An 18,534-nucleotide genomic window follows, 5' to 3' on the forward strand; every position below is an offset into this window, starting at 1 on the left:
ACCGGCCTTGCCGCTGCGCTCGATATCCACTTGATGATCTGGATAAGTGATGAATATGAATGATGGAAACCTGACCCGCTCCGAGGCATCGCGACTCAGCCGAGTGGACGCCATTAACTGGAACCGCCTGCAGGACGACAAGGACCTGGAGGTGTGGAACCGGCTGACCAGTAATTTCTGGTTGCCGGAAAAGGTGCCACTCTCCAACGATATTCCCTCGTGGAATACCCTGACGGAACCCGAGCGGCGGCTGACCATCCGTGTGTTTACCGGCCTGACCCTGCTCGACACCATTCAGAGCAGCGTCGGCGCCCCGATGCTGATGCCGGATGCCCGCACTCCCCACGAGGAGGCGGTCTACGCCAACATCGCCTTCATGGAAGCGGTCCACGCACGCTCCTACAGCTCGATCTTCTCCACCCTGTGCACGACGCCCGAGGTGGATGATGCCTTCCGCTGGAGCGAGGAGAACGCGACCCTGCAGGCCAAGGCCGACCTGGTGCTGGCGCGTTATCGCGCCGAGGACCCGCTGATGCGCAAGGTGGCCAGCGTCTTTTTGGAGTCGTTCCTGTTCTATTCGGGCTTCTACCTGCCGATGTACTGGTCCAGCCACGCCAAGCTGACCAATACCGCCGACCTGATCCGTCTGATCATTCGTGACGAGGCGGTGCACGGCTATTACATCGGCTACAAGTTCCAGCAGGACATGGCCGAGCAAACGCCGGAGCGCCAGGCAGAGGTCAAGGCCTACGCCTATGACCTGATGCTGGCCCTGTATGAAAACGAAGTGGCCTATACCGAGTCTCTGTACGACGAGGTGGGGCTCACCGAAGACGTCAAGGTTTTCCTTCACTACAACGCCAACAAGGCGCTGATGAACCTGGGCTTCGAGGGGCTCTTTCCCCAGGAAGTGTGTCACGTCGCCCCGACCATCCTCGCGGCGCTCTCGCCGGGGGCCGACGAGAACCACGACTTCTTCTCCGGGTCGGGCTCTTCGTATGTGGTCGGGCGTACCGAGGCCACCGAGGACGACGACTGGGCCTTCTAGCGCGACTGCCTCGCTCCTCCGGGTCAGGAGGCGGGGCTATCGTCTGTGGCTGTCGGATAGCCTGCAGGTGGTGCTGACAGAGACGCTTGCCTCAGGCCGACTCCGCCGTTAGCTCGATGACCCGCCAGATCCTGCTGTCGGATGGGCCTTCATCGAGGTCGGCGCAGGTATCGACGCGTTTGATCGCGGTGGCCTCGCAGACGATGTTCAGGTGACCGTGGTCTCCCTCCAGCTCCCAATGCCATCGCTGGTGTCGCCGATGTTCGCTGCCGCTATCTTCCAGCAGCGTCAACCGAGGCATGCGCTGCGGCGAAGGCAGACGGGAAAGCGCCGCGAGCTGGGCGCACTGCTGCGCGGGTGTCAGCCGGGAGTCGCCACGGTAGCCGGGAAGGAAGCGTTGACCCTGCGCCTCGGCCTGCAGGAAGGGCAAGGCCTGCTCAGACGTGATGCGGCCATACTTGCGTACCGGCGAGAGCAGGATGATGCTGGCCGCGAATCGACACCCCCCCAGGTGGCTGCTTTCCCAGACATCGAAGGGTAAGTCGTGCGCCGCGACCTCCCGGGCCAGCCGCTGGTAGGTCCGGTACCCATACTTGGCGCAGCACTTATCCTTCTTGCCGTGGGTGCAGCACAGCAGCAGGTGATGCTCAACCGGTGCCTCTTCCCAGGTCATCAGTGGTTCTCCCGATCGCCAGGCGGCCAGGAAGTCTTCCAGTGCCTCGCGCGGTATCACGAAACAACGGCGTTCGGGCATCAGGAACACGCGATGGAGATCGCCATCCTGTTCACGACGATGGATCAGGTTGACCCGCCGCCCCTCGGCGGCGATGGCATCGAGCGTCCGCACAAGACTGTCCGGCATGTCGCCGGCATGGCGCAGGTTGCGTGTCCACTTGGCGCGTGGCCAGCTGATCAGCAGGTTACGCTCGGCATGGGCGGCACTGCCGGCTAGCGGGTCAAGCTGCTTGCGGCTGAGGTCCGTGCAGAAGACATGGCTCATGAGACACAGCGCCGGTCGACGGTGAGAGGGGCGGGCCGAGTGGGTGGCATCGCTCCCTGCCGGGTGTACGGCACGCAGATCGGGCTGCCCGTCTCGGGATCCTCGAGCACCTGGGCGTCGAGGTCGAAGACCCGCTTGAGGTTGGTGTGCGTGAACACCTCCCTGGGCGTGCCGCTGGTGACGATGCCCCCGTTGCGCATCATCACCAGTTCGTCGGCGTAGGCCGCGGCCAGGTTCAGGTCGTGCAGCACCAGCAGCAGGGTGCGGCCGTGCTCGTGGGCCAGGCGGGAGAGCAGTTCCAGCAGGTCCACCTGGACCTTGAGGTCGAGGAAGGTGGTGGGCTCGTCGAGCAGGATCAGGTCCGTCTCCTGGGCCAGCACCATGGCGATCCAGCAGCGCTGGCGCTGGCCGCCGGAGAGGGCATCGACGCTGCGCTCGGCGAAGTCCGTGATATCGGCATAGATCATCGCCTGATGGACGGCCCAAGCATCCTGCTGGGCATCCTGTCGCCATAGCCGCTGGTGGGGGAATCGTCCCATGCCGACCAGCTGCCTGACAGTCAACCCCTCCGGGGCGGAAGGACCCTGGGGCAGGATGCCCAGGCGACGAGCCACCTCTCGGGTGTTGCGGCGGTGGATATCCTGGCCATCCAGGCAGACCCGTCCGGCACTGGGCGTCAGGGTACGCGCTAGCGTCTTCAGCAGCGTCGACTTGCCGCTGCCGTTGGGGCCGAGTAGCACCGTCAGTTGGCCCTCCGCGACCGCCAGGTCGACGCCATCCAGCACGCGGCGGGACTCGTACCCCGCATGCAGGGCTTCGCCCGTCAGTCGAGGCGGCTTGGCAGGTGTTGGTGGCATAGGATGGACTCGCGACTGTCATGGCTGGGCCAGGATAACGTAAGGCAAGGAATTCTCATTTTCAATATTGGTCGTCCCGGAGGTTTAGCCACGGTGGTAGCGGGTTCGGTGCAGCAGGTAGACGAAGAAGGGCGCGCCCACCCCCGAGACGAAAATGCCGGCGGGCAGGTCCTTGGGCAGGAAGGCCACCCGGCCCAGCAGATCGGCGTAGAGCACGATCAGGGCGCCCACCAGGGCGGCGGCGGGCACCAGCCGGGCGAAGCCCCGGCCCACCAGGCGGGACGCGATATGCGGGGCGATCAGACCCACGAAGCTGAGTCCCCCGGCGAAGGCCACGGCCGCGCCCGCCAGGGCCACGCTGCAGGCCATCAGCACCAGCCGGCTGCGCAGCAGGTTCACACCGAGTCCCTGGGCCACCGCGTCGCCCAGCGCCATGGCGTCCATGTGCCGGGCATAAACCAGGCATAGCGGAACGGCCACCAGCAGCCAGGGTAGCATGCCCAGCACGTCCGGCCACTGGGTGGCGTAGAGGCTGCCGGTCAGCCACACATAGGCGGTCATGGCGGCGGCATCGTCGCTGATCACGATCAGCAGGGTGGTCACGGCGCCCATGGCGGCGGAGAGACCGATGCCGACCAGCACCAGGCGCGAAGGGGCGACGCTGCCCTTCCAGGCCAGCAGGAACACCAGCAGGGCGGCGAGCAACGCACCGGCGAGCGCGGCGGCCGGTAGCCAGTGGATGCTCAGGGTGGTGCCGAACAGCGCCAGGAAGGCCACCGCGGCCAGGGCAGCGCCGCTGGTGATGCCGATCACGTCTGGGGAGGCCAGCGGGTTGCGTACCATACTTTGGAGGATGGCGCCGGCTACGGCCAGGGCCGCCCCCACCAGCACGGCCAGCAGGAGGCGCGGCAGGCGCAGTTCCCAGACGATAAAGGCGATATCGCTGTCCTGGGGCGCGGCCAGGGAATGCAGCACTTCGACGAACGATGTCGGAAAGCTGCCGAGGGAGAGCGACAGGCCCATGCTGGCTAGCAGCACCACTCCGAGCAGGCCCAGCAGGCTTGCATAGCGTGCCCGGCCGGCCTCGGCGGTGGCGTCGCTCGTGGGCGTGAGGTGGTGATTCAGGGACGGGGAGTGGGTCATGGTCAGGCCGACTTTCTGCGCGCCAGATGGATGAAGAAGGGCGTACCAATCAGTGCGGTCATCACCCCCACCGGCACATCCTGAGGGGCCATCAAGAAGCGCGAGGCCACATCGGCCAGCAGCAACAGGCTGGCGCCCAGCAGGGCGCAGGCCGGCAGTAGCCAGCGATGGTCGACGCCGAAGAGGCCCCGGGCCATATGCGGCACGATCAGACCGACGAAGCCGATCATGCCCGCCAGCGCCACCGAACTGCCTGCCAGCAGGATCACCGCCAGGCCGAGCAGCAGCTTGATGGTGCCGGCACGTATGCCGAGCCCCTTGACCATGTCGTCTCCCAGCAGCAGGGCATTGGCGTGGCGCACCAGTAGGGCACACAGCAGCAGGGCACCGGCAAAAAGCGGCAGCAGTGGCACCACCAGTGACAACTCGCGGCCGGAGACGGAACCGGCCAGCCAGTAGAGCACGCTCTCGAAACCCTGGCGGTCGATGATCAGCAGGCCCTGGCTGAACGAGACGAACATGGCGGTGACGGCCACCCCCGCCAGTACCACCCGCAGCGGCGACAGCTCCCCATGACGGCCGCGGCTCAGCACCACCACCAGGCAGGCCGCCACCACCGCCCCCAGCAGCGCCGCCCCGACCACCTCGGCCGGAGCGTGGAGGGGCAGCAGCGAGACCGCGATCACCACGAAGAACATGGCCCCGGCGTTGATCCCGAGGATACTCGGCGAGGCCAGCGGGTTGCGGGTCAGGGTCTGCATCAGGGCGCCGGCGATGGCCAGGCTCGCGCCGACCAGGGCGGCGATCACCGCCCGCGGCAGGCGCTCCGTGAACAGGATGATATGCGCGACCCGGCTGGAGTCGTAGTGCAGCAGCGCCTCGAGGAAGGTCGGCCAGGCGATCTCGGTGGTGCCCAGCATGACGCTCGCCACGAAGGCCGCCGCGACCAGCATCAGGCCCAGCAGCAGCCCGACGACCCGGGATGTCCGTTGATTCAGCATCCGGCGGGCTCCTGGTCATGGGCGCACGCCGGCGTGGATACGGCGCAGGTAGCGAATGGCGCGGGCGTCTCGTGCGCGTTGGGAGACTCCAGCCCGTAGTGGGCGTAGAGATCATCGAGCATGGCGTTGGCGGCGAGGATGCCGCCGCCCATGATCCAGTTCACCGCATCCACCTCGTAGACACGCTCGCCCTCCACGGCGTCCAGCCGCTGCCATAGGGGGTGGGAACGCCAGTGTCGGTAGTTGCGGGCGATGGCGGGGTCGTCCGGCTCCAGCAGCACGAAGATCACGTTGGCGTTCAGGACGGGAATGTTCTCCTCGCTGGTCAGCTTCATGCCCCAGCCCTGGTCCTGCACGGCGTCCGGTTGCTCGAAGCCCAGCTCATCGAGGATCGAGCCGGCGAACCCGGTGGAATAGAGACGCACATGGTCGCTCTTGAAGCGCACCACCGCGGCCTTCTGTGGCCAGGCGTCGCCCAGGGTGTCTTCGATGCGCCGGCGAAAGTCCGCCACCCGGGCGTCCCAGTGCTGCAGCAAGGCGCGGGCCCGGGCCTCGCGGCCGGTGGCCTCGGCCAGCAGCGCCAGGCTGGCCTTGAAGTCGAAGACGGTGCCGGTGGCGACCGTCGGCGCGACCTGTTCCAGCAGCGGCCTGACCCGCTCGTGGCGAAAGCGCGTGGCCACGATCAGGTCGGGGTCCAGCCAGGCGACCTTCTCCAGGTTGGGCTGGGTCTCCAGGCCGACGTGCTCGACGCCTTTGAGCGCGTCGCGCAGGTAGCGATACATGGGCTTCTCCAGCCAGGAATCGACGACGCCGACCGGGGTGATGCCCAGCGCCACCGCGCTGTCCGTCGCCCCCTGGTAGAGGGTGACGACGCGCTGCTGGGGCGCAGGGAGGTACGTGTCGCCGAACACATGGGCAACGCTGTGCCCGTCGCGGGCCGCGTCGGCGGCGAGGGTCGCGCTGGATGCCAGCGGCATAAGGGACACCAGCAGCGCCGCCAGCCAGCGGCGCGGGTGTCTGGCGCGGGTGGTCATGGTGGCTTGCCGACGGGGCCGGCGAGTATAGCCTGCGTAGTGGGGTGAGAGATCGAGCATCGTCCTCGAGCTGCCAGAGAGAGCAGGGGGAAGCGGCCCTCGGGGGCCGCTCATGCGGACGTGATGCCTCAGAAGTCGACCTGATAGCCCAGGGTCAGGGTACGACCGCGACCCTTGAAGTACAGGTCGTCTTCCAACGCGGACGACTGGGGGAACGACTGGGAATAGTAGGTGAAGTAGTCCTCGTCGGTGAGGTTCTCTAACCCTAAGCTGGCGCGACCCACCGGCAGGCGATAGGCCAGGGAGGCATCGACCAGGCCGTAGCCGTCGAACTCCAGGGCCGGATCGTCGAAGCTGCGGTCACGGTAATAGCTGTACTGCAGGTGCGAGGACAACTTGTCGGTCCAGGCGGCGCTCCAGCTGAGCTTCAGGGTGTCCGGCGCGATGTCGCGGCCGGTCAGCTTGGTGTCGACCTCGCCGTCGCCATCCTGATCGGACTCGCCTTCGGCATGGGCGTAGGTCAGCCGCAGGCGATGGACATCGTTGGGGCGGGCCTCGCCTGTGATCTCGTAGCCCTGGATCTCGGTCTTCTCCCGCTGGACCCGGTAGTTGCCCTGGGCATCGGGCTGGATGCGCTGGCCGAGGTCGGAGTCGGACTCGTAGTAGCTCAGCTCGAGGCTATAGCGCTCCCAGTCGAAACGGGCGCCGATCTCGCGGTTGTCGGTGACGATGGGCGAGAGGTCGACCAGGGTGTCGACGTCCTGGCCGGGGGTGGCTACGCCGCGCAGCACTCGGCCCACGTCCGGCATGCCGAAGCCTTCTGAGTAGTTGGCGTAGAGCTGGGCCCAGTCGGTGGCCTGGTAGACCAGGCCGGCGTTGAACAGCGTCTCGTCGAAGTCGGGGTTACCGCCCTTCACGGATACCAGGTCGTTCTCGACGCTGGTGCCGCGGTCCACGGTCGAGTAGTCGTCGACGTTCAGTTCGGCATGCTCCTGGCGGGCGCCGGCATGCAGGCTCAGTGAGTCGGTCAGGTCGACATCGCCCTGGAGGAAGGCCGCAACGTTGCGGAACTGGGTCTCGGGCACATAGTTGCGGCCGGTCTGCACCAGCACCTGCTGGGTCTCGTCCTGCAGCAGGTCGACGCCGGTGGTCAGCTTGAGGCGGTCGTCGAGCAGGCCGTCGCGGCTCAGGGTGAATTTGCCGCCGACCTTGTCGGATTCGTTGCGGGTCTGGTCGAACCGCGTCTCGCCGTTCTCGTCCTGGTAGGGGAAGGAGCCGAGGCCGGTGGCACCAAACTGGGCGCGGAAGCGCTGGGTGTAGAGCTGGGCATCCAGCTCGTTGCCGAACCAGTCACCGTGGGAGTAGGCCAGTTGGGCCTTGGTCACCTCGTTATAGCCGGGCTCGCCCTGCAGGCTGCCCTTGCGGGCCGAGGTGGCGATGCCCTCGGAGCGATCGCCGGCCACCGGCACATAGTCGTCGTTGACGTCGAGGTCGAAATGATTGAGGGAGAGCTCGAGGTTCTGGTTCTCGTCGATCCAGTAGCCGAGCTTGCCGAAGAGGTCGTAGCTCTCGGAGTTCTGAATCTCGCCGTGGTAGGCGATGCCCACTTCCTCGTCGTTGCCGTCGAAGAACACCCCGCGATCCTGACGGCTGGCGGCGGCCAGGTAGTCCCAATCGCCACTCTGGCCGCTGATGCGGTAGTCCAGCTTGTGGCCGAAGCCCTCGGACTCGACGTCGTCGTCGCTGGTCAGGCTGATCCCGGCGTGCTGGTTGACCGTGCCGGCGTCGGCGCGCTTGGTGACATAGTTGATGATGCCGCCGGTGGCGCCCAGACCGTGCTCGGCACTGGCGCCGTGGATCACCTCGATGCGCTCGACCATGGAGAGGTCGATGGTGTAGCTGTCGCGACCGCCGTCCCGCAGTGCGTTGGTCTGGGGCACGCCGTCGACCATGAACAGCGCCGAACGGCCGCGCAGGGTCTCGCCAGTGTTGTTGAGTTTCTGGCGACTGGGCGAGTAGGAGGGGATCAGGTTGCTCAGCACCTGGCCGGGATCGTTGGTGATGGCCAGCTGCTGCTCGATCTCCTCGCGGGTGATGATGGTGATCTTCTGCGGCGTCTTGCCGGTCAGGCGCTTGTTGCGAGTCGCGGTGACGACGAGCGGGTTCAGCTCGTCGGCAGTCTGTACCTGACCCTTCGAGGCGGATTGCGCGACGGCCAAGCCGGGCAGGGCGGAGCATATCGCCAAGGACAGTAGGCCCAGCCGCAGGTGGCGCGGACGTTGTGGCATTGACATGGTAAGCAAGATCCCTTGTTCGTTTCGATGTACACGCTTTTTATTGTTCTTGGCGGTCAGGCCGCAAAATGTAAAAGCGAACAATAAAGTTTTTCATTTAGATATGCAATTAGGTTGAGCAATTCCAGCCTGTGCTCGTGTCCTTGGATGGCGGCGCATTGACGTCGTCATCCAAGAGCGGACAATGCCTCTTTCCCTGAAGCCCCAGTCAAAGGATTCCTCGTGGAACTGCTGCGCGTCGTCTATCTCCACTACCGCTGGCCCTTCCTCGGCGTGATGCTGCTCAGCCTGGCGAGTGCCGGGCTGGGCATCGGCGCCATCGCCTTCATCAACCGGCGGCTGATCGATACGGTCGGCGACCCCGTCGGCGTATTGCCGGCCTTCCTCGGCGTGATCGCCGTGTTGCTGGTGGTGACCCTGGCCTCGCAGCTGGCGCTGACCATCCTCGGTCACCATTTCGTCCACGGGCTGCGTGGGCGGTTGGTCAAGCAGATTCTCGATACCGATGTGGAGCGCCTCGAACGGCTCGGCAGCGCCGAGCTTCTGGCCAGCCTGTCGAGCGATATCCGTAACGTGACCATCGCCTTCGTGCGCCTGCCGGAGCTGATTCAGGGCCTGGTCCTGACCGTCGGCTCGGCGCTCTACCTGGGCGGGCTGTCGCCGAGCCTGCTGCTGGTCACGGCCGGCTGGCTGGCCGTCAGCATCGCCGTCAGCTCCTGGTTGGTCGGGCGGGTCTATCGACATCTGTCCCGGGTGCGCGAGAGCGAGGAGAGGCTCTATCGGGACTACGAAGCGGTGATCCACGGCCACAAGGAGCTGGCGCTCAACCGGGGGCGGGCGCAGCGCTTCTATGACGAGTGCTACGAGGTGGATGCCCGGGACTACCGCGGTCATATCATCCGGGCCGACACCTATCACCTGAGCGCGATCAACTGGTCGAACATCATGATGCTCGGCACCATCGGGGTGGTGTTCTTCCTCGCCAACGGCCTGGGCTGGGCGAGTACCTCGGTGGCGGCCACCTTCTCGCTGACCCTGTTGTTCCTGCGCACACCGATGCTCCAGGCGATCGGTGCGCTACCCACGCTGCTGAGTGCCCAGGTGGCCTTCGACAGGATCGCGTCGCTGGCGCTGGCCGAGCCCGAACCCGACTTCGCGGTGGCCGATGCCTGGCCGAGCGACTGGCAGACCCTGAGCCTCGATGGCGTGAGCTTCGCCTATACCGGTAGTCACGGCAGCGAGGGCTTCCGGGTGGGACCGCTGGACCTGACGCTCAAGCGTGGCGAGCTGATATTCTTGATCGGCGGCAACGGCAGCGGCAAGTCGACCCTGGCCAAGCTGCTGACGGGCCTCTACCGGCCCCAGCGGGGCGCTCTACGCTTGGACGGCGAGCCGTTGAGTGACGCTCACTGGTCGGCCTATCGGCAGCGTTTCTCCGCGGTATTCACCGACTTTCATCAGTTCACCGACCTGGTCGGCCCGGCGGGCACCCAGGCCGACCCGGCACTCGTCGAGGCGTGGCTGGAGGAGCTGGGGATGCGCGACAAGCTGGCCTTCGACGGCCAGCGCGTGACCAACCCCAAGCTCTCCCAGGGGCAGCGCAAGCGGCTGGCGCTGCTGATGGCGGTCGCCGAGGAGCGCGACCTGCTGCTGCTCGACGAGTGGGCGGCCGACCAGGACCCGCAGTTTCGTCGGGTCTTCTATCACGACCTGCTGCCGCGGCTACAGGCGATGGGCAAGACGGTGTTCGCCATCAGCCACGATGATCACTACTTCGACCGGGCCGACCGGCTGTTGGAGATGCACGATGGGCGGCTGAGCGAACTCACCGGCGACCGGCGCCAGCGGGTCAGCCGGGATGCGGTGGCGCGGCTCGACGAGGCCGGGGGCTAGCATAGCCGGGGAAAGAGAGGGTGAAAGCTTGTTATTGAAAATAAAACCCATTAACATTTAGGTGTCATTCCACCCGAATGTGGCGTGGCGTCTTGTCCCTCTTGGTCCTCTTGCCCCCGAATCGTAAGGCACACAACATGACATGTGTATCCCGCCGCTCGTGGCGGTTATCTCCGCTGGCGGTTGCCGTCCGCCATGGTCTGGGCGTCTCGCTTATCGGCACCGCTCTCCCGGTGCTGGCCCAGGACGACGTCACCGATATCGAGCCCGACACCGTGGTGGTCAGTGCCACCGCCCTGAAGGTGGCGTCCCCATTGGTAGAAACGCCGCGCCCGGTATCCACGGTCGAGCGGAACGAGCTCGACGAACGCAACATTCAGCGCCTCGACGAGACATTCCGCTACCGGGCCGGCGTGTTTTCCGGCCATTACGGGGCGGATAACGACACCGACTGGTTCAAGGTGAGAGGCTTCGATCAGTCCACCTACCAGGATGGTCTGCGCATTTATCGGACGGGCTACTACCAGTGGCTGCCAGAGCCCTATGGCCTGCAAAGCGTCGATGTATTCAAGGGGCCGTCATCGATCCTCTACGGTGAGGCACCGGCGGGCGGCCTGATCAACGCGGTCAGCAAGCGGCCTACCGCCGAGCGCCAGGGCGAGATCGAGCTTCAGATGGGCAATCGCGACCACCGTCAACTTGCCTTCGATACCTCAGGGCCGGCGACCGAAAGCGGTGATGTGCGCTATCGTCTCGTGGGGCTCTACAAGGAGCGTGCCGGCGATCTCGACCACACCGACAACGAGCGCTACTATTTTGCACCGAGCCTGGCGGTGGACCTCAACGAAGATACCAGCGTGACCTTCCTGGCCAGCGTGCAGAGAGATGAGGGGGTGCCGACCAATCCCTTCAAGCTGCTCTATGGCACCGTTCAGGATACTCCGTTCGGCAAGGTCGATCCGCAGACCAGCTACGGCGAACCGGACTACGACAAGAACGAGCGCACCCAGGCGTCGATCGGCTATGAACTTCGTCACCGCCTCGACGACACCTGGCGCTTCGAGCAGAACCTGCGCTACAGCCATATGGACCTGGAGCTGCGCAGCACCTATGTGCTGGCCCGGCTTGACGAGCGCACCGCCGGCCGAGGCCTGGTCTATCGCGATGGAGAGGTCGATAGCTGGACGATAGACAACCGCCTGATCGGCAACTGGTATACCGATCGCACGGAGAACACCTTGCTGCTCGGCGTCGGCTATCAGGACCTGGGCCTCGAGGGCAAGGAGGCCGACCCCTATCCCTTCGGTTCGCCCATCGATATCTTCGATCCCCAGTACGGCAACTATACCCCGGTGTCCGAGGACCAGCTGACCGATCGCAGGATCGACAAGCAACAGACCGGTCTCTACGTGCAGGACCAGCTGCGAATCGACGACCGCTGGGTGCTGCTCGGCAGCGTGCGCTACGACCAGGCACAGACCGATAACGTCGATCGCACCACCGGGGCCACGCAGCGCGCCGACGACGACCAGGTTTCCTGGTCCGGCGGCGTGATGTATCTCGGCGCCCACGGCATCAACCCTTATCTGAGCTATACCGAATCCTTCGAGCCGCAGGCCAGCGTCGACGACGACGGTCGACTCTACGAGCCTCTCGAGGGCGAACAGTGGGAGGCCGGGATCAAGGTGGCGCCCTCGGGGTGGGATGGTTATGTCACTGCGTCGGCCTTCGACCTCGAGCAGCGTAACAGCCTGGTCACCTCGCCCGATGGCGGTCGTCAGACACAGAGTGGCAAGCAGACCTCCCGAGGCTTCGAGCTGGAGGGCGTCGGTTACCTCACGGACCAGCTGCAGCTCACCGCCGCCTATACCTATACCGACGCTGAAGATGAAGAGGGTCAGCGCAAGAGCTTGATTCCGCGTCACCAGGCCTCGACCTGGCTGGACTACGTCTTTCAGGAAGGCGCCTTGCAAGGGCTCAAGCTGGGGGGCGGCGTGCGTTACGTCGGCGGCAGCGTCTACGGCGATATCTCGGTGCCGGAGTACACCCTGGTCGACGCCATGGCCCGCTACGACTTCGCCGGAAGCTGGCGGGCCCAGGTCAACGTCAACAACATGACGGACAAGGAATACGTCGCCAGCTGCGACTACTGGTGCTACTACGGTGAATCGCGCAGCGTGATCGGTAGTCTTAGCTATCGCTTCTAGCGTCTGACGCCAGCAACATCTTCGCCTTCTGCGCCCGGCCCTTGTGGGCCGGGCGCGCTCGTTGGTGCTCCGTCACGGTCGGCTAGGCCGGCCGCGGCGAGGGCAACTCGCCCCGCCGTGTGGTGGCCTCGCGTCGCGTTATAGTCGCCTCAGGCCCCACATGAAGTAGGCGCCGCCCAGCAGCGAGGCCATGAGGCCGGCGGGAATCTCCTCGGGAAACAGCCACTGGCGGCCCAGCCAGTCGGCCACCACCATCAGCAGTGCTCCGCTGATCGCCGCCCCGGCGAGGTGAGGGGCCGCCCGGGAGAAGCCCAGCAGGCGCGCCAGATGCGGTGCCAGCAGGCCGACAAACGACAATGGCCCCACCACCAGGGTAGCGCCGGCGGTGAGCAGGGCTACCAGTAGCAGCAGGACGAGTCGTGCCCGGGCCAGGGGGAGCCCCAGGGCGGCGGCGCAGGCGCCGCCGAGGGGCAGGATATCCAGCCAGCGGGCCAGGGGAATCGCGGCCAGGGCCAGCAGCAGTGCCGCCCCGCTTACCGTCAGGGCGCTGGTCAGGTCGACGTAATAGGTCGAGCCCGACAGCCAGGCAATCACCTGCTGCCCCCGGGGGTCTCCGCCGGCCAGCACCACGGCCCGGACCGCGTCGAACAGGGCGGTGATGGCCACCCCGGTGAGCAACAGCCGTTCCGGCTGGAAGCCGCTCTGGCGATTGAGCGCCACCACGACCGTCAGGCTGGCGAGTGCCCCCAGCGTGCCGGCGCCGACCAGGGTCAGGTTGTCGGGGGCGGGAAGCAGGAAGATGGCGCCCATCAGGGCGATGGCGCTGCCCCCGCTGATGCCCAGCAGCTCGGGGCTGGCCATCGGGTTGCCGGTCAGGCGCTGGATCAGGGTGCCGGCGATGGCCAGCATGACACCGCAGCCGGCGGCGGCCAGGACGCGGGGCAATCGCCACTCCAGCAGCGCCCAGTCGCCGGGCGTGGTCCAGTGCCAGCCATCTCCCGCCTGGCCGACCAACAGCGCGACGAGGGTGACGCCGGCGAGTGACAGAGACAGCCAGGCGGCCAGGCGGCCGGGGGCCGGATGGCGAGTGCCGATGGCGCGGGCCTCCCGGGATGGCGCCTCGCCCCCCAGGTTCAGCCGCGGGATCAGCCACAGCAGCAGGGGCGCGCCGAGGGCCGCGGTGGTGGCACCAGTGGGAATCAGGGTAGGCAGCACGCCGGAAAAGTGTTGCAGCAACAGGTCGGTGGTGGCCAGCAGCAGGGCGCCCAGCAGCGTCGACCACAGCAGCCGTGTGCCCAGCCGCCGGGCACCGGCCAGGCGGACGATATTGGGGGCCGCCAGGCCGATAAAGCCGATGATGCCCACCACGCTGACCACGCAGCCGGTCAGGAACACCGCCAGCCCCAGGCCGGCCAGGCGCAGGTGCTTGAGCGAGACGCCCAGGCTCCTGGCGCCGGCCTCGCTGAGCTCCAGTACCGCCAGGGGGCGCAGCAGCCAGGCGGCCGCAAGGGTGCCCAGGGCGAGGCGGGGCGCAAGGAAGGCCACATCCTGCCAGCCATTCTGGGCAAGCGAGCCGGCCCCCCAGATCAGCAGCCCCTTGAGCTCCTCCTGGTGGAACAGCAGCAGCACCATGGAGAGGGCGCCGAAGTAGAGGTTGACCACCAGGCCGCCCAGCACCACCACTACCGGGGCCAGGCCGCGCCGCCAGGCGAGGGCGAAGACCAGTGCCATGGCGCCGCCGCCGCCGGCCAGCGCCACCCACTCACGACCCAAGACCAGCAGGCCGGGGGCCATCAGGGTGGCGGCCATGAGCGCGAGGTTGGCACCGCTGGCCACCCCCAGGGTCGTGGGGGCGGCCAACGGGTTGCGCAGCACTTGCTGCATCAAGACCCCGGCCAGCGCCAGGCCGCCGCCGGCGAGCAGGGCCATGGCCAGCCGTGGCCACCAGGCGAAGTGCATCGCCAGGGCGCGTGCCGTTTCCCCGGGGGTCAGCAGGGCATTGAGGCCGGGCCCCAGGCCGAGCCGGGCGTCGAGCTCGACCACTGCCATGGCCAGCGCGATCAGGCCCAGGACGAGGCAGAGGCCAGCCGGCGTCAGGCGTGGCCGGCATCGTCGGGGCAGGGCATCAGACGGCATCGTCATTCTCCAGCGCATCCACCAGCCGTTCGGCGAAGCGCAAGGCCGAGGGCATGGCGCCGAAGCTCCACACCGGCGGCAGCACGATCGGCGAGCCCCGACCAGCCTCGACCAGATGCTGCCATAGGCCGCTTTCGGCCAGGGTCTCGCGAACCCCGGCGGGGTAGGGCTCTATCACCACCAGGCGAGCGTCGAGGCCGGCGAGCGCCTCGATGCCGGCAAGCGAGAATCCCCAGGCGTTGGTGGGACCCGTCCAGGCGTTTGTCAGTGCCAGGCGGTCGAGCACCGCCTGGAAGAGTCCGTTATCGCCGAATACCCGCACATGGCGGCCATCCATGAATTGCACCATCAGCAGAGGCGGGGGGGCTGTGCCGTCCAGGCGCGCTCCCAGGGTGTCGAGGCGCGCCTCGGTCGTGTCGATCAACCGGCGCGCGGCCTCGGGGCGCTCCACGAGCTCACCCAGCGACCGCGTCAGTCGGCGCATCTCCTGCCAGGTGTCCTGCTCGGCACGGTAGAGCGGCAGGGTCTTTACCGAGGCGATGCGTTCGAGACGCGGGGCGAGGTTGGCGAACATCGGCGAGATCAGTATGTGGTCGGGCGCCAGGCGTGCCAGCAGCTCGAGGTTAGGCTGACTGCGTAGCCCCAGGTCGATCGTCGTGTCGGGCAGGGCGGGCTCGTCCACCCAGGCGTGGTAGGCCTCGAGCTGGGCGCTGGCCAGGGGCGGAGCATCCAGGGCGACCAGGGTTTCGGCCAGGGTCCAGTCCAGGGTGGCCAGGCGTGGCGTATCGGCCTGGGCCACGGCGGCGGCAAGCATGGCGAGCAAGCCGGCGAGCGCGGGCAGGCGGCATCGAGTGCGAAGCACGGTGGTCTCCGGGGCTAGTGGGCAATAGCGACGCGATGCTCGCCGCCGGGGTGGGCCATGATGTGCATGGGGACGCCATAGATCGCCTTGAGGGTCTCGACGTTCATCATCGCGTCGGGTGTCCCCCGGGCCAGGAGACGACCGCCGTGCAGTGCCACCAGGTGATCGCAGTAGCGGGCCGCCATGTTGATATCATGCAGCACGATGATGACCCCCAGGCCCAGCTCACGACTGAGGCGGCGGATCAGGGCCAGCACCTCGAGCTGGTGCGAGATGTCCAGGGCCGCCAGGGGCTCGTCGAGCAGAAGGAGCCGGCTGCCCTGGGCCAGCAGCATGGCCAGCCAGACCCGCTGGCGCTCGCCACCGGAGAGGGTGTCCACCAGGCGGTCGGCGAAGGGCTCGGTGTGGGTCAGCGCCAGGGCCCGGTCGATGGCCTGCGTGTCTTCGCGGCCGTGCCGGCCCAGCAGGCCATGCCAGGGGTAGCGGCCGAAGCCCACCAGTTCGCGACCGGTGAGGTTATCGGCGGCGGGCAGGTGCTGGGGCAGGTAGGCGACTCGCCGCGCGAAGGCACGGTATCCCCAGGCCGTCAGTGGCTTGCCGTCCAGCCTGAGTTCGCCCCGGCTGGGGGCCTGTTGACGAGCCAGCAGCTTGAGCAGCGTCGACTTACCCGAGCCATTGTGGCCGATCAGGCCATGGACCCGGCCTTCGTCGAAGGTGAGGTCGAGGGGATGCAGCAGGCATCGGCCGTTGACCTCGAAGGAGGCGGCGCATGTTTCGATCATGGAAAGCTCCGCTCGCGGATAGCCGCCACCGGGAGTGGCAGTAAGGTGCAAAGCGTAAAATAAACGATAATAATTATCAATACAGTGGTGAGGCACCGTCTGGGAAATATGCGTGGCTATCGGCGGCCCGAGGGCCGCCGATGGTCGTGCGGGGGCTTCGTCGATCAGAAGGCGTAGCTGACGGTGGCCTTCACGCTGCGTTCGGCGCCGAAATAGCAGTAGCTCAGGCTATAGCAGGAGGCCACGTACTCCTTGTCCAGCAGGTTGTTGACGTTGAGCTTGGCGGTCACGCCCTCCAGGCCGACCTCGCCGAAGTCGTAGCCGAGCATGCCGTCGAGCAGGGTGTAGTTCGGCACGTCTTCGGTGTTGTCGCGGTCGGCATAGATGTTGGCATAGTGGCGCACACCGAGGCCGACATCGAGGCCGCGCAGAGGGCCGCTTGAGGCATCATAGAGGCCCCACAGGGTCGCCGTGTGTTCCGGCACCTGATTGACCCGCTGGCCTTCATAGCGGTTGCCGGTGGCCTCGTAGGTGGCATCGGTATAGGTGTAGCCCGCGTGCACGCCGACGTCCTGTGTCAGCTGAACCCGCGCTTCCAGCTCGATACCCTGGGACTGGATCTCGCCGATGGTCTCGTAGTCGGCCGCCGGGTTTTCCTTGGTGGCGACATTTTCTTGGGTGATATGGAAGGCCGTCAGGCTGTACCGGTCGTTCGTGTCCTTCGGCTGGTACTTGAGGCCGGCTTCTACCTGCTCGCCCTCGGTCGGCTCCAGGATGGTGCCGTCGGCCTTCGAGAGGCTATTGGGCGAGAACGAGGTGGTGTAGTTGATGAAGGGTGACAGGCCGTTGTCGAAGGCGTAGAGCAGGCCGGCGCGCCCGCTGAACTGGGTATCCTCGCGGGAATTCTCGCTGCCGCTCAACTTCCCGACGTTGTCGATCTCCACCCAGTCATGGCGCATGCCGAGCATGGCGTGCCAGCGGTCCCAGTTGATCTGGTCCTGGAAATAGGCGCCGATCTGCTCGAGCTCGCGGTCCTTCTCGTAATAGGTCGTGATCGCCGTGGGTACCGCCCCGTACTGAGGAGCGAAGACATCGATGGGTGTCAGGTTGCCGTAGGCATCCACGGTATCTGTCTGGCGATACTGGTAGTCGGCACCGAAGAGCAGGCGGTGGTTCACGCTGCCCGCGTCGAGGCTGTACTCGAGCTGATTGTCGACCGTCCAGGCCTGGAGACTCTCCTCGGATTCCAGGTAGCCGCGAGACATCTCCGTGTCACTGACATAGCCGGTGACATAGGCCTGATCGATGCTGACATCCGACTCCAGGTAGCGCGCCTTCTGCCGCGCCGTCAGGTTGTCGGTGAAGCGATGTTCGAGCTCGTAACCCAGTAGTGTCTGGTCGCGCTCGAAGGTATCGTAGTCGGGCTCGCCTTCGAAGGTATCGTTATCGATATGGCGGCCAAGGCGGCTGGATACCGTGCCTTCATAGGGAAGACCCGCGTGGTATCCCCCCTCGGGCTCACGCGAGAGATAGGCATTGAGGTTCAGCGTGGTCCGGTCCGTGATATCCCAGGTAACGCTGGGCGCGATGGCGTAACTTTCCTCTTCGGCCGAGTCGAACTGGGTCTGCTCACCGCGGGTGATGCCGGTGAGGCGGAAGGCCGCACGTTGGCCCTCGTCGATGCTGCCGGTGATATCGAAGCCCGCCTCGTAGTGATCCCGGCTGCCGTAGCCGGCCATGACGTCACCGGTTACCTCATCGGTGAACGTCGGGCGCTTGCTGGTCAGCGAGACCAGGCCCCCCGGTGAAGCACGACCGTAGAGGACCGAGGCTGGCCCCTTGACCACCTCCATGGAGTCGAGCATGTAGGGGTCGATCTTCAGTGAGGAGTAGGTCCCGGCATCGCCCATCAGCTTTAGCCCATCGAGGAAGGTATTGCTCACGCTACCGTCGGTATAGCCGCGCAGCACGATGTAGTCATAGCGATTGGAGGAGCCGATCTGGTTGGTGAAGGCACCGGGTGTGTAGTCGAGGGCGCGTTGTACCGTTTCTGCTCCCTTCTGTGTCCACTCTTCATTGGCAAGGTGTGACGTGGCCTGGGGCGTTTCGTTGAAGGGCGTTTCGGTCTTGGTGGCGGCCTGGGCGGTGACGGTGACGGTGGCGAGGGTATCGGCCTCTTCGCCGTGGGCCGTCAGGGCGATGCCGGCAGCGGCGAGCGACACCGCCAGGGTCAGGGGGCGTGGAGTCGGCATGCGGAAACATCCTTTCTGAGATCAT

General features: G+C 66.3%; 13 protein-coding genes. 3 read left to right on the forward strand and 10 right to left on the reverse strand.

What is annotated here, in order from left to right; translation table 11 throughout:
- Nucleotides 1-49 precede the first annotated feature (49 nt).
- Entirely contained in the window at nucleotides 50-1,048 is a 999-nt protein-coding gene (nrdF, locus tag Q358_RS0104580) for a class 1b ribonucleoside-diphosphate reductase subunit beta (protein ID WP_425402536.1), read from the forward strand.
- A 91-nt stretch (nucleotides 1,049-1,139) separates the two neighbouring features.
- Here nrdF and Q358_RS0104585 read toward each other — a convergent pair whose 3' ends face one another.
- The 6 genes from Q358_RS0104585 to Q358_RS0104610 all read right to left on the reverse strand — a co-directional run bounded on the left by Q358_RS0104585 (nucleotide 1,140) and on the right by Q358_RS0104610 (nucleotide 8,377).
- Nucleotides 1,140-2,048, reverse strand: a complete 909-nt coding sequence (locus tag Q358_RS0104585; RefSeq protein WP_027960973.1) for a ferredoxin family protein — start codon at nucleotides 2,046-2,048, stop codon at nucleotides 1,140-1,142.
- On the reverse strand, nucleotides 2,045-2,905 hold the full coding sequence (locus Q358_RS0104590; RefSeq protein WP_027960974.1) for an ABC transporter ATP-binding protein: 861 nt from the start codon (nucleotides 2,903-2,905) through the stop codon (nucleotides 2,045-2,047). Before Q358_RS0104590 ends, Q358_RS0104585 begins: the two co-directional genes overlap by 4 nt.
- An 84-nt stretch (nucleotides 2,906-2,989) precedes the next feature.
- A complete protein-coding gene (locus Q358_RS0104595; protein ID WP_027960975.1) occupies nucleotides 2,990-4,048 on the reverse strand; it encodes a FecCD family ABC transporter permease in 1,059 nt (352 codons plus the stop codon).
- Nucleotides 4,049-4,050: 2 nt separating this feature from the next.
- Nucleotides 4,051-5,049 (reverse strand): FecCD family ABC transporter permease, encoded by a 999-nt coding sequence (locus Q358_RS0104600; protein ID WP_027960976.1) that lies wholly within the window; start codon nucleotides 5,047-5,049, stop codon nucleotides 4,051-4,053.
- A complete protein-coding gene (locus tag Q358_RS0104605) occupies nucleotides 5,043-6,083 on the reverse strand; it encodes an ABC transporter substrate-binding protein (protein ID WP_027960977.1) in 1,041 nt (346 codons plus the stop codon). The genes Q358_RS0104600 and Q358_RS0104605 overlap by 7 nt, the downstream gene beginning before the upstream one ends.
- 128 nt (nucleotides 6,084-6,211) lie before the next feature.
- Entirely contained in the window at nucleotides 6,212-8,377 is a 2,166-nt protein-coding gene (locus Q358_RS0104610) for a TonB-dependent receptor (protein ID WP_027960978.1), read from the reverse strand.
- Nucleotides 8,378-8,599: 222 nt separating this feature from the next.
- On the opposite strand from Q358_RS0104610, the gene Q358_RS0104615 reads away from it, so the two are divergent.
- Together Q358_RS0104615 and Q358_RS0104620 are read left to right on the forward strand one after the other, a co-directional pair.
- Nucleotides 8,600-10,270, forward strand: a complete 1,671-nt coding sequence (locus Q358_RS0104615) for a multidrug ABC transporter permease/ATP-binding protein (protein ID WP_027960979.1) — start codon at nucleotides 8,600-8,602, stop codon at nucleotides 10,268-10,270.
- 137 nt (nucleotides 10,271-10,407) lie between these two features.
- Nucleotides 10,408-12,477, forward strand: a complete 2,070-nt coding sequence (locus Q358_RS0104620; protein WP_084286438.1) for a TonB-dependent siderophore receptor — start codon at nucleotides 10,408-10,410, stop codon at nucleotides 12,475-12,477.
- A gap of 138 nt (nucleotides 12,478-12,615) precedes the next feature.
- Here Q358_RS0104620 and fhuB read toward each other — a convergent pair whose 3' ends face one another.
- The 4 genes from fhuB to Q358_RS0104640 all read right to left on the reverse strand — a co-directional run bounded on the left by fhuB (nucleotide 12,616) and on the right by Q358_RS0104640 (nucleotide 18,509).
- The gene (gene fhuB, locus Q358_RS0104625; protein ID WP_051530175.1) at nucleotides 12,616-14,613 is read right to left on the reverse strand and encodes a Fe(3+)-hydroxamate ABC transporter permease FhuB; all 1,998 of its coding nucleotides are present in this window, start codon (nucleotides 14,611-14,613) and stop codon (nucleotides 12,616-12,618) included.
- Complete coding sequence (locus tag Q358_RS0104630) at nucleotides 14,603-15,475, reverse strand: ABC transporter substrate-binding protein (protein ID WP_342665543.1); 873 nt, start codon at nucleotides 15,473-15,475, stop codon at nucleotides 14,603-14,605. The genes fhuB and Q358_RS0104630 overlap by 11 nt, the downstream gene beginning before the upstream one ends.
- A 14-nt stretch (nucleotides 15,476-15,489) precedes the next feature.
- Complete coding sequence (locus Q358_RS0104635) at nucleotides 15,490-16,257, reverse strand: ATP-binding cassette domain-containing protein (RefSeq protein ID WP_027960983.1); 768 nt, start codon at nucleotides 16,255-16,257, stop codon at nucleotides 15,490-15,492.
- Between the two features lie 164 nt (nucleotides 16,258-16,421).
- Nucleotides 16,422-18,509 (reverse strand): TonB-dependent siderophore receptor, encoded by a 2,088-nt coding sequence (locus Q358_RS0104640; protein WP_027960984.1) that lies wholly within the window; start codon nucleotides 18,507-18,509, stop codon nucleotides 16,422-16,424.
- Between the last annotated feature and the right edge of the window lie 25 nt (nucleotides 18,510-18,534).

This window comes from Halomonas halodenitrificans DSM 735 (assembly GCF_000620045.1).
GTDB classification, from domain to species: domain Bacteria; phylum Pseudomonadota; class Gammaproteobacteria; order Pseudomonadales; family Halomonadaceae; genus Halomonas; species Halomonas halodenitrificans.

Bases quoted from the DNA above. Each gene is read 5' to 3' on its own strand.
- Q358_RS0104605 (WP_027960977.1), bottom strand. From the start codon at position 6,083: ATGACCACCCGCGCCAGACACCCGCGCCGCTGGCTGGCGGCGCTGCTG.
- Q358_RS0104640 (WP_027960984.1), bottom strand. From the start codon at position 18,509: ATGCCGACTCCACGCCCCCTGACCCTGGCGGTGTCGCTCGCCGCTGCC.
- Q358_RS0104620 (WP_084286438.1), top strand. From the start codon at position 10,408: ATGACATGTGTATCCCGCCGCTCGTGGCGGTTATCTCCGCTGGCGGTT.
- Q358_RS0104590 (WP_027960974.1), bottom strand. From the start codon at position 2,905: ATGCCACCAACACCTGCCAAGCCGCCTCGACTGACGGGCGAAGCCCTG.
- Q358_RS0104635 (WP_027960983.1), bottom strand. From the start codon at position 16,257: ATGATCGAAACATGCGCCGCCTCCTTCGAGGTCAACGGCCGATGCCTG.
- fhuB (WP_051530175.1), bottom strand. From the start codon at position 14,613: ATGCCGTCTGATGCCCTGCCCCGACGATGCCGGCCACGCCTGACGCCG.
- nrdF (WP_425402536.1), top strand. From the start codon at position 50: ATGAATATGAATGATGGAAACCTGACCCGCTCCGAGGCATCGCGACTC.
- Q358_RS0104595 (WP_027960975.1), bottom strand. From the start codon at position 4,048: ATGACCCACTCCCCGTCCCTGAATCACCACCTCACGCCCACGAGCGAC.
- Q358_RS0104585 (WP_027960973.1), bottom strand. From the start codon at position 2,048: ATGAGCCATGTCTTCTGCACGGACCTCAGCCGCAAGCAGCTTGACCCG.
- Q358_RS0104600 (WP_027960976.1), bottom strand. From the start codon at position 5,049: ATGCTGAATCAACGGACATCCCGGGTCGTCGGGCTGCTGCTGGGCCTG.
- Q358_RS0104610 (WP_027960978.1), bottom strand. From the start codon at position 8,377: ATGTCAATGCCACAACGTCCGCGCCACCTGCGGCTGGGCCTACTGTCC.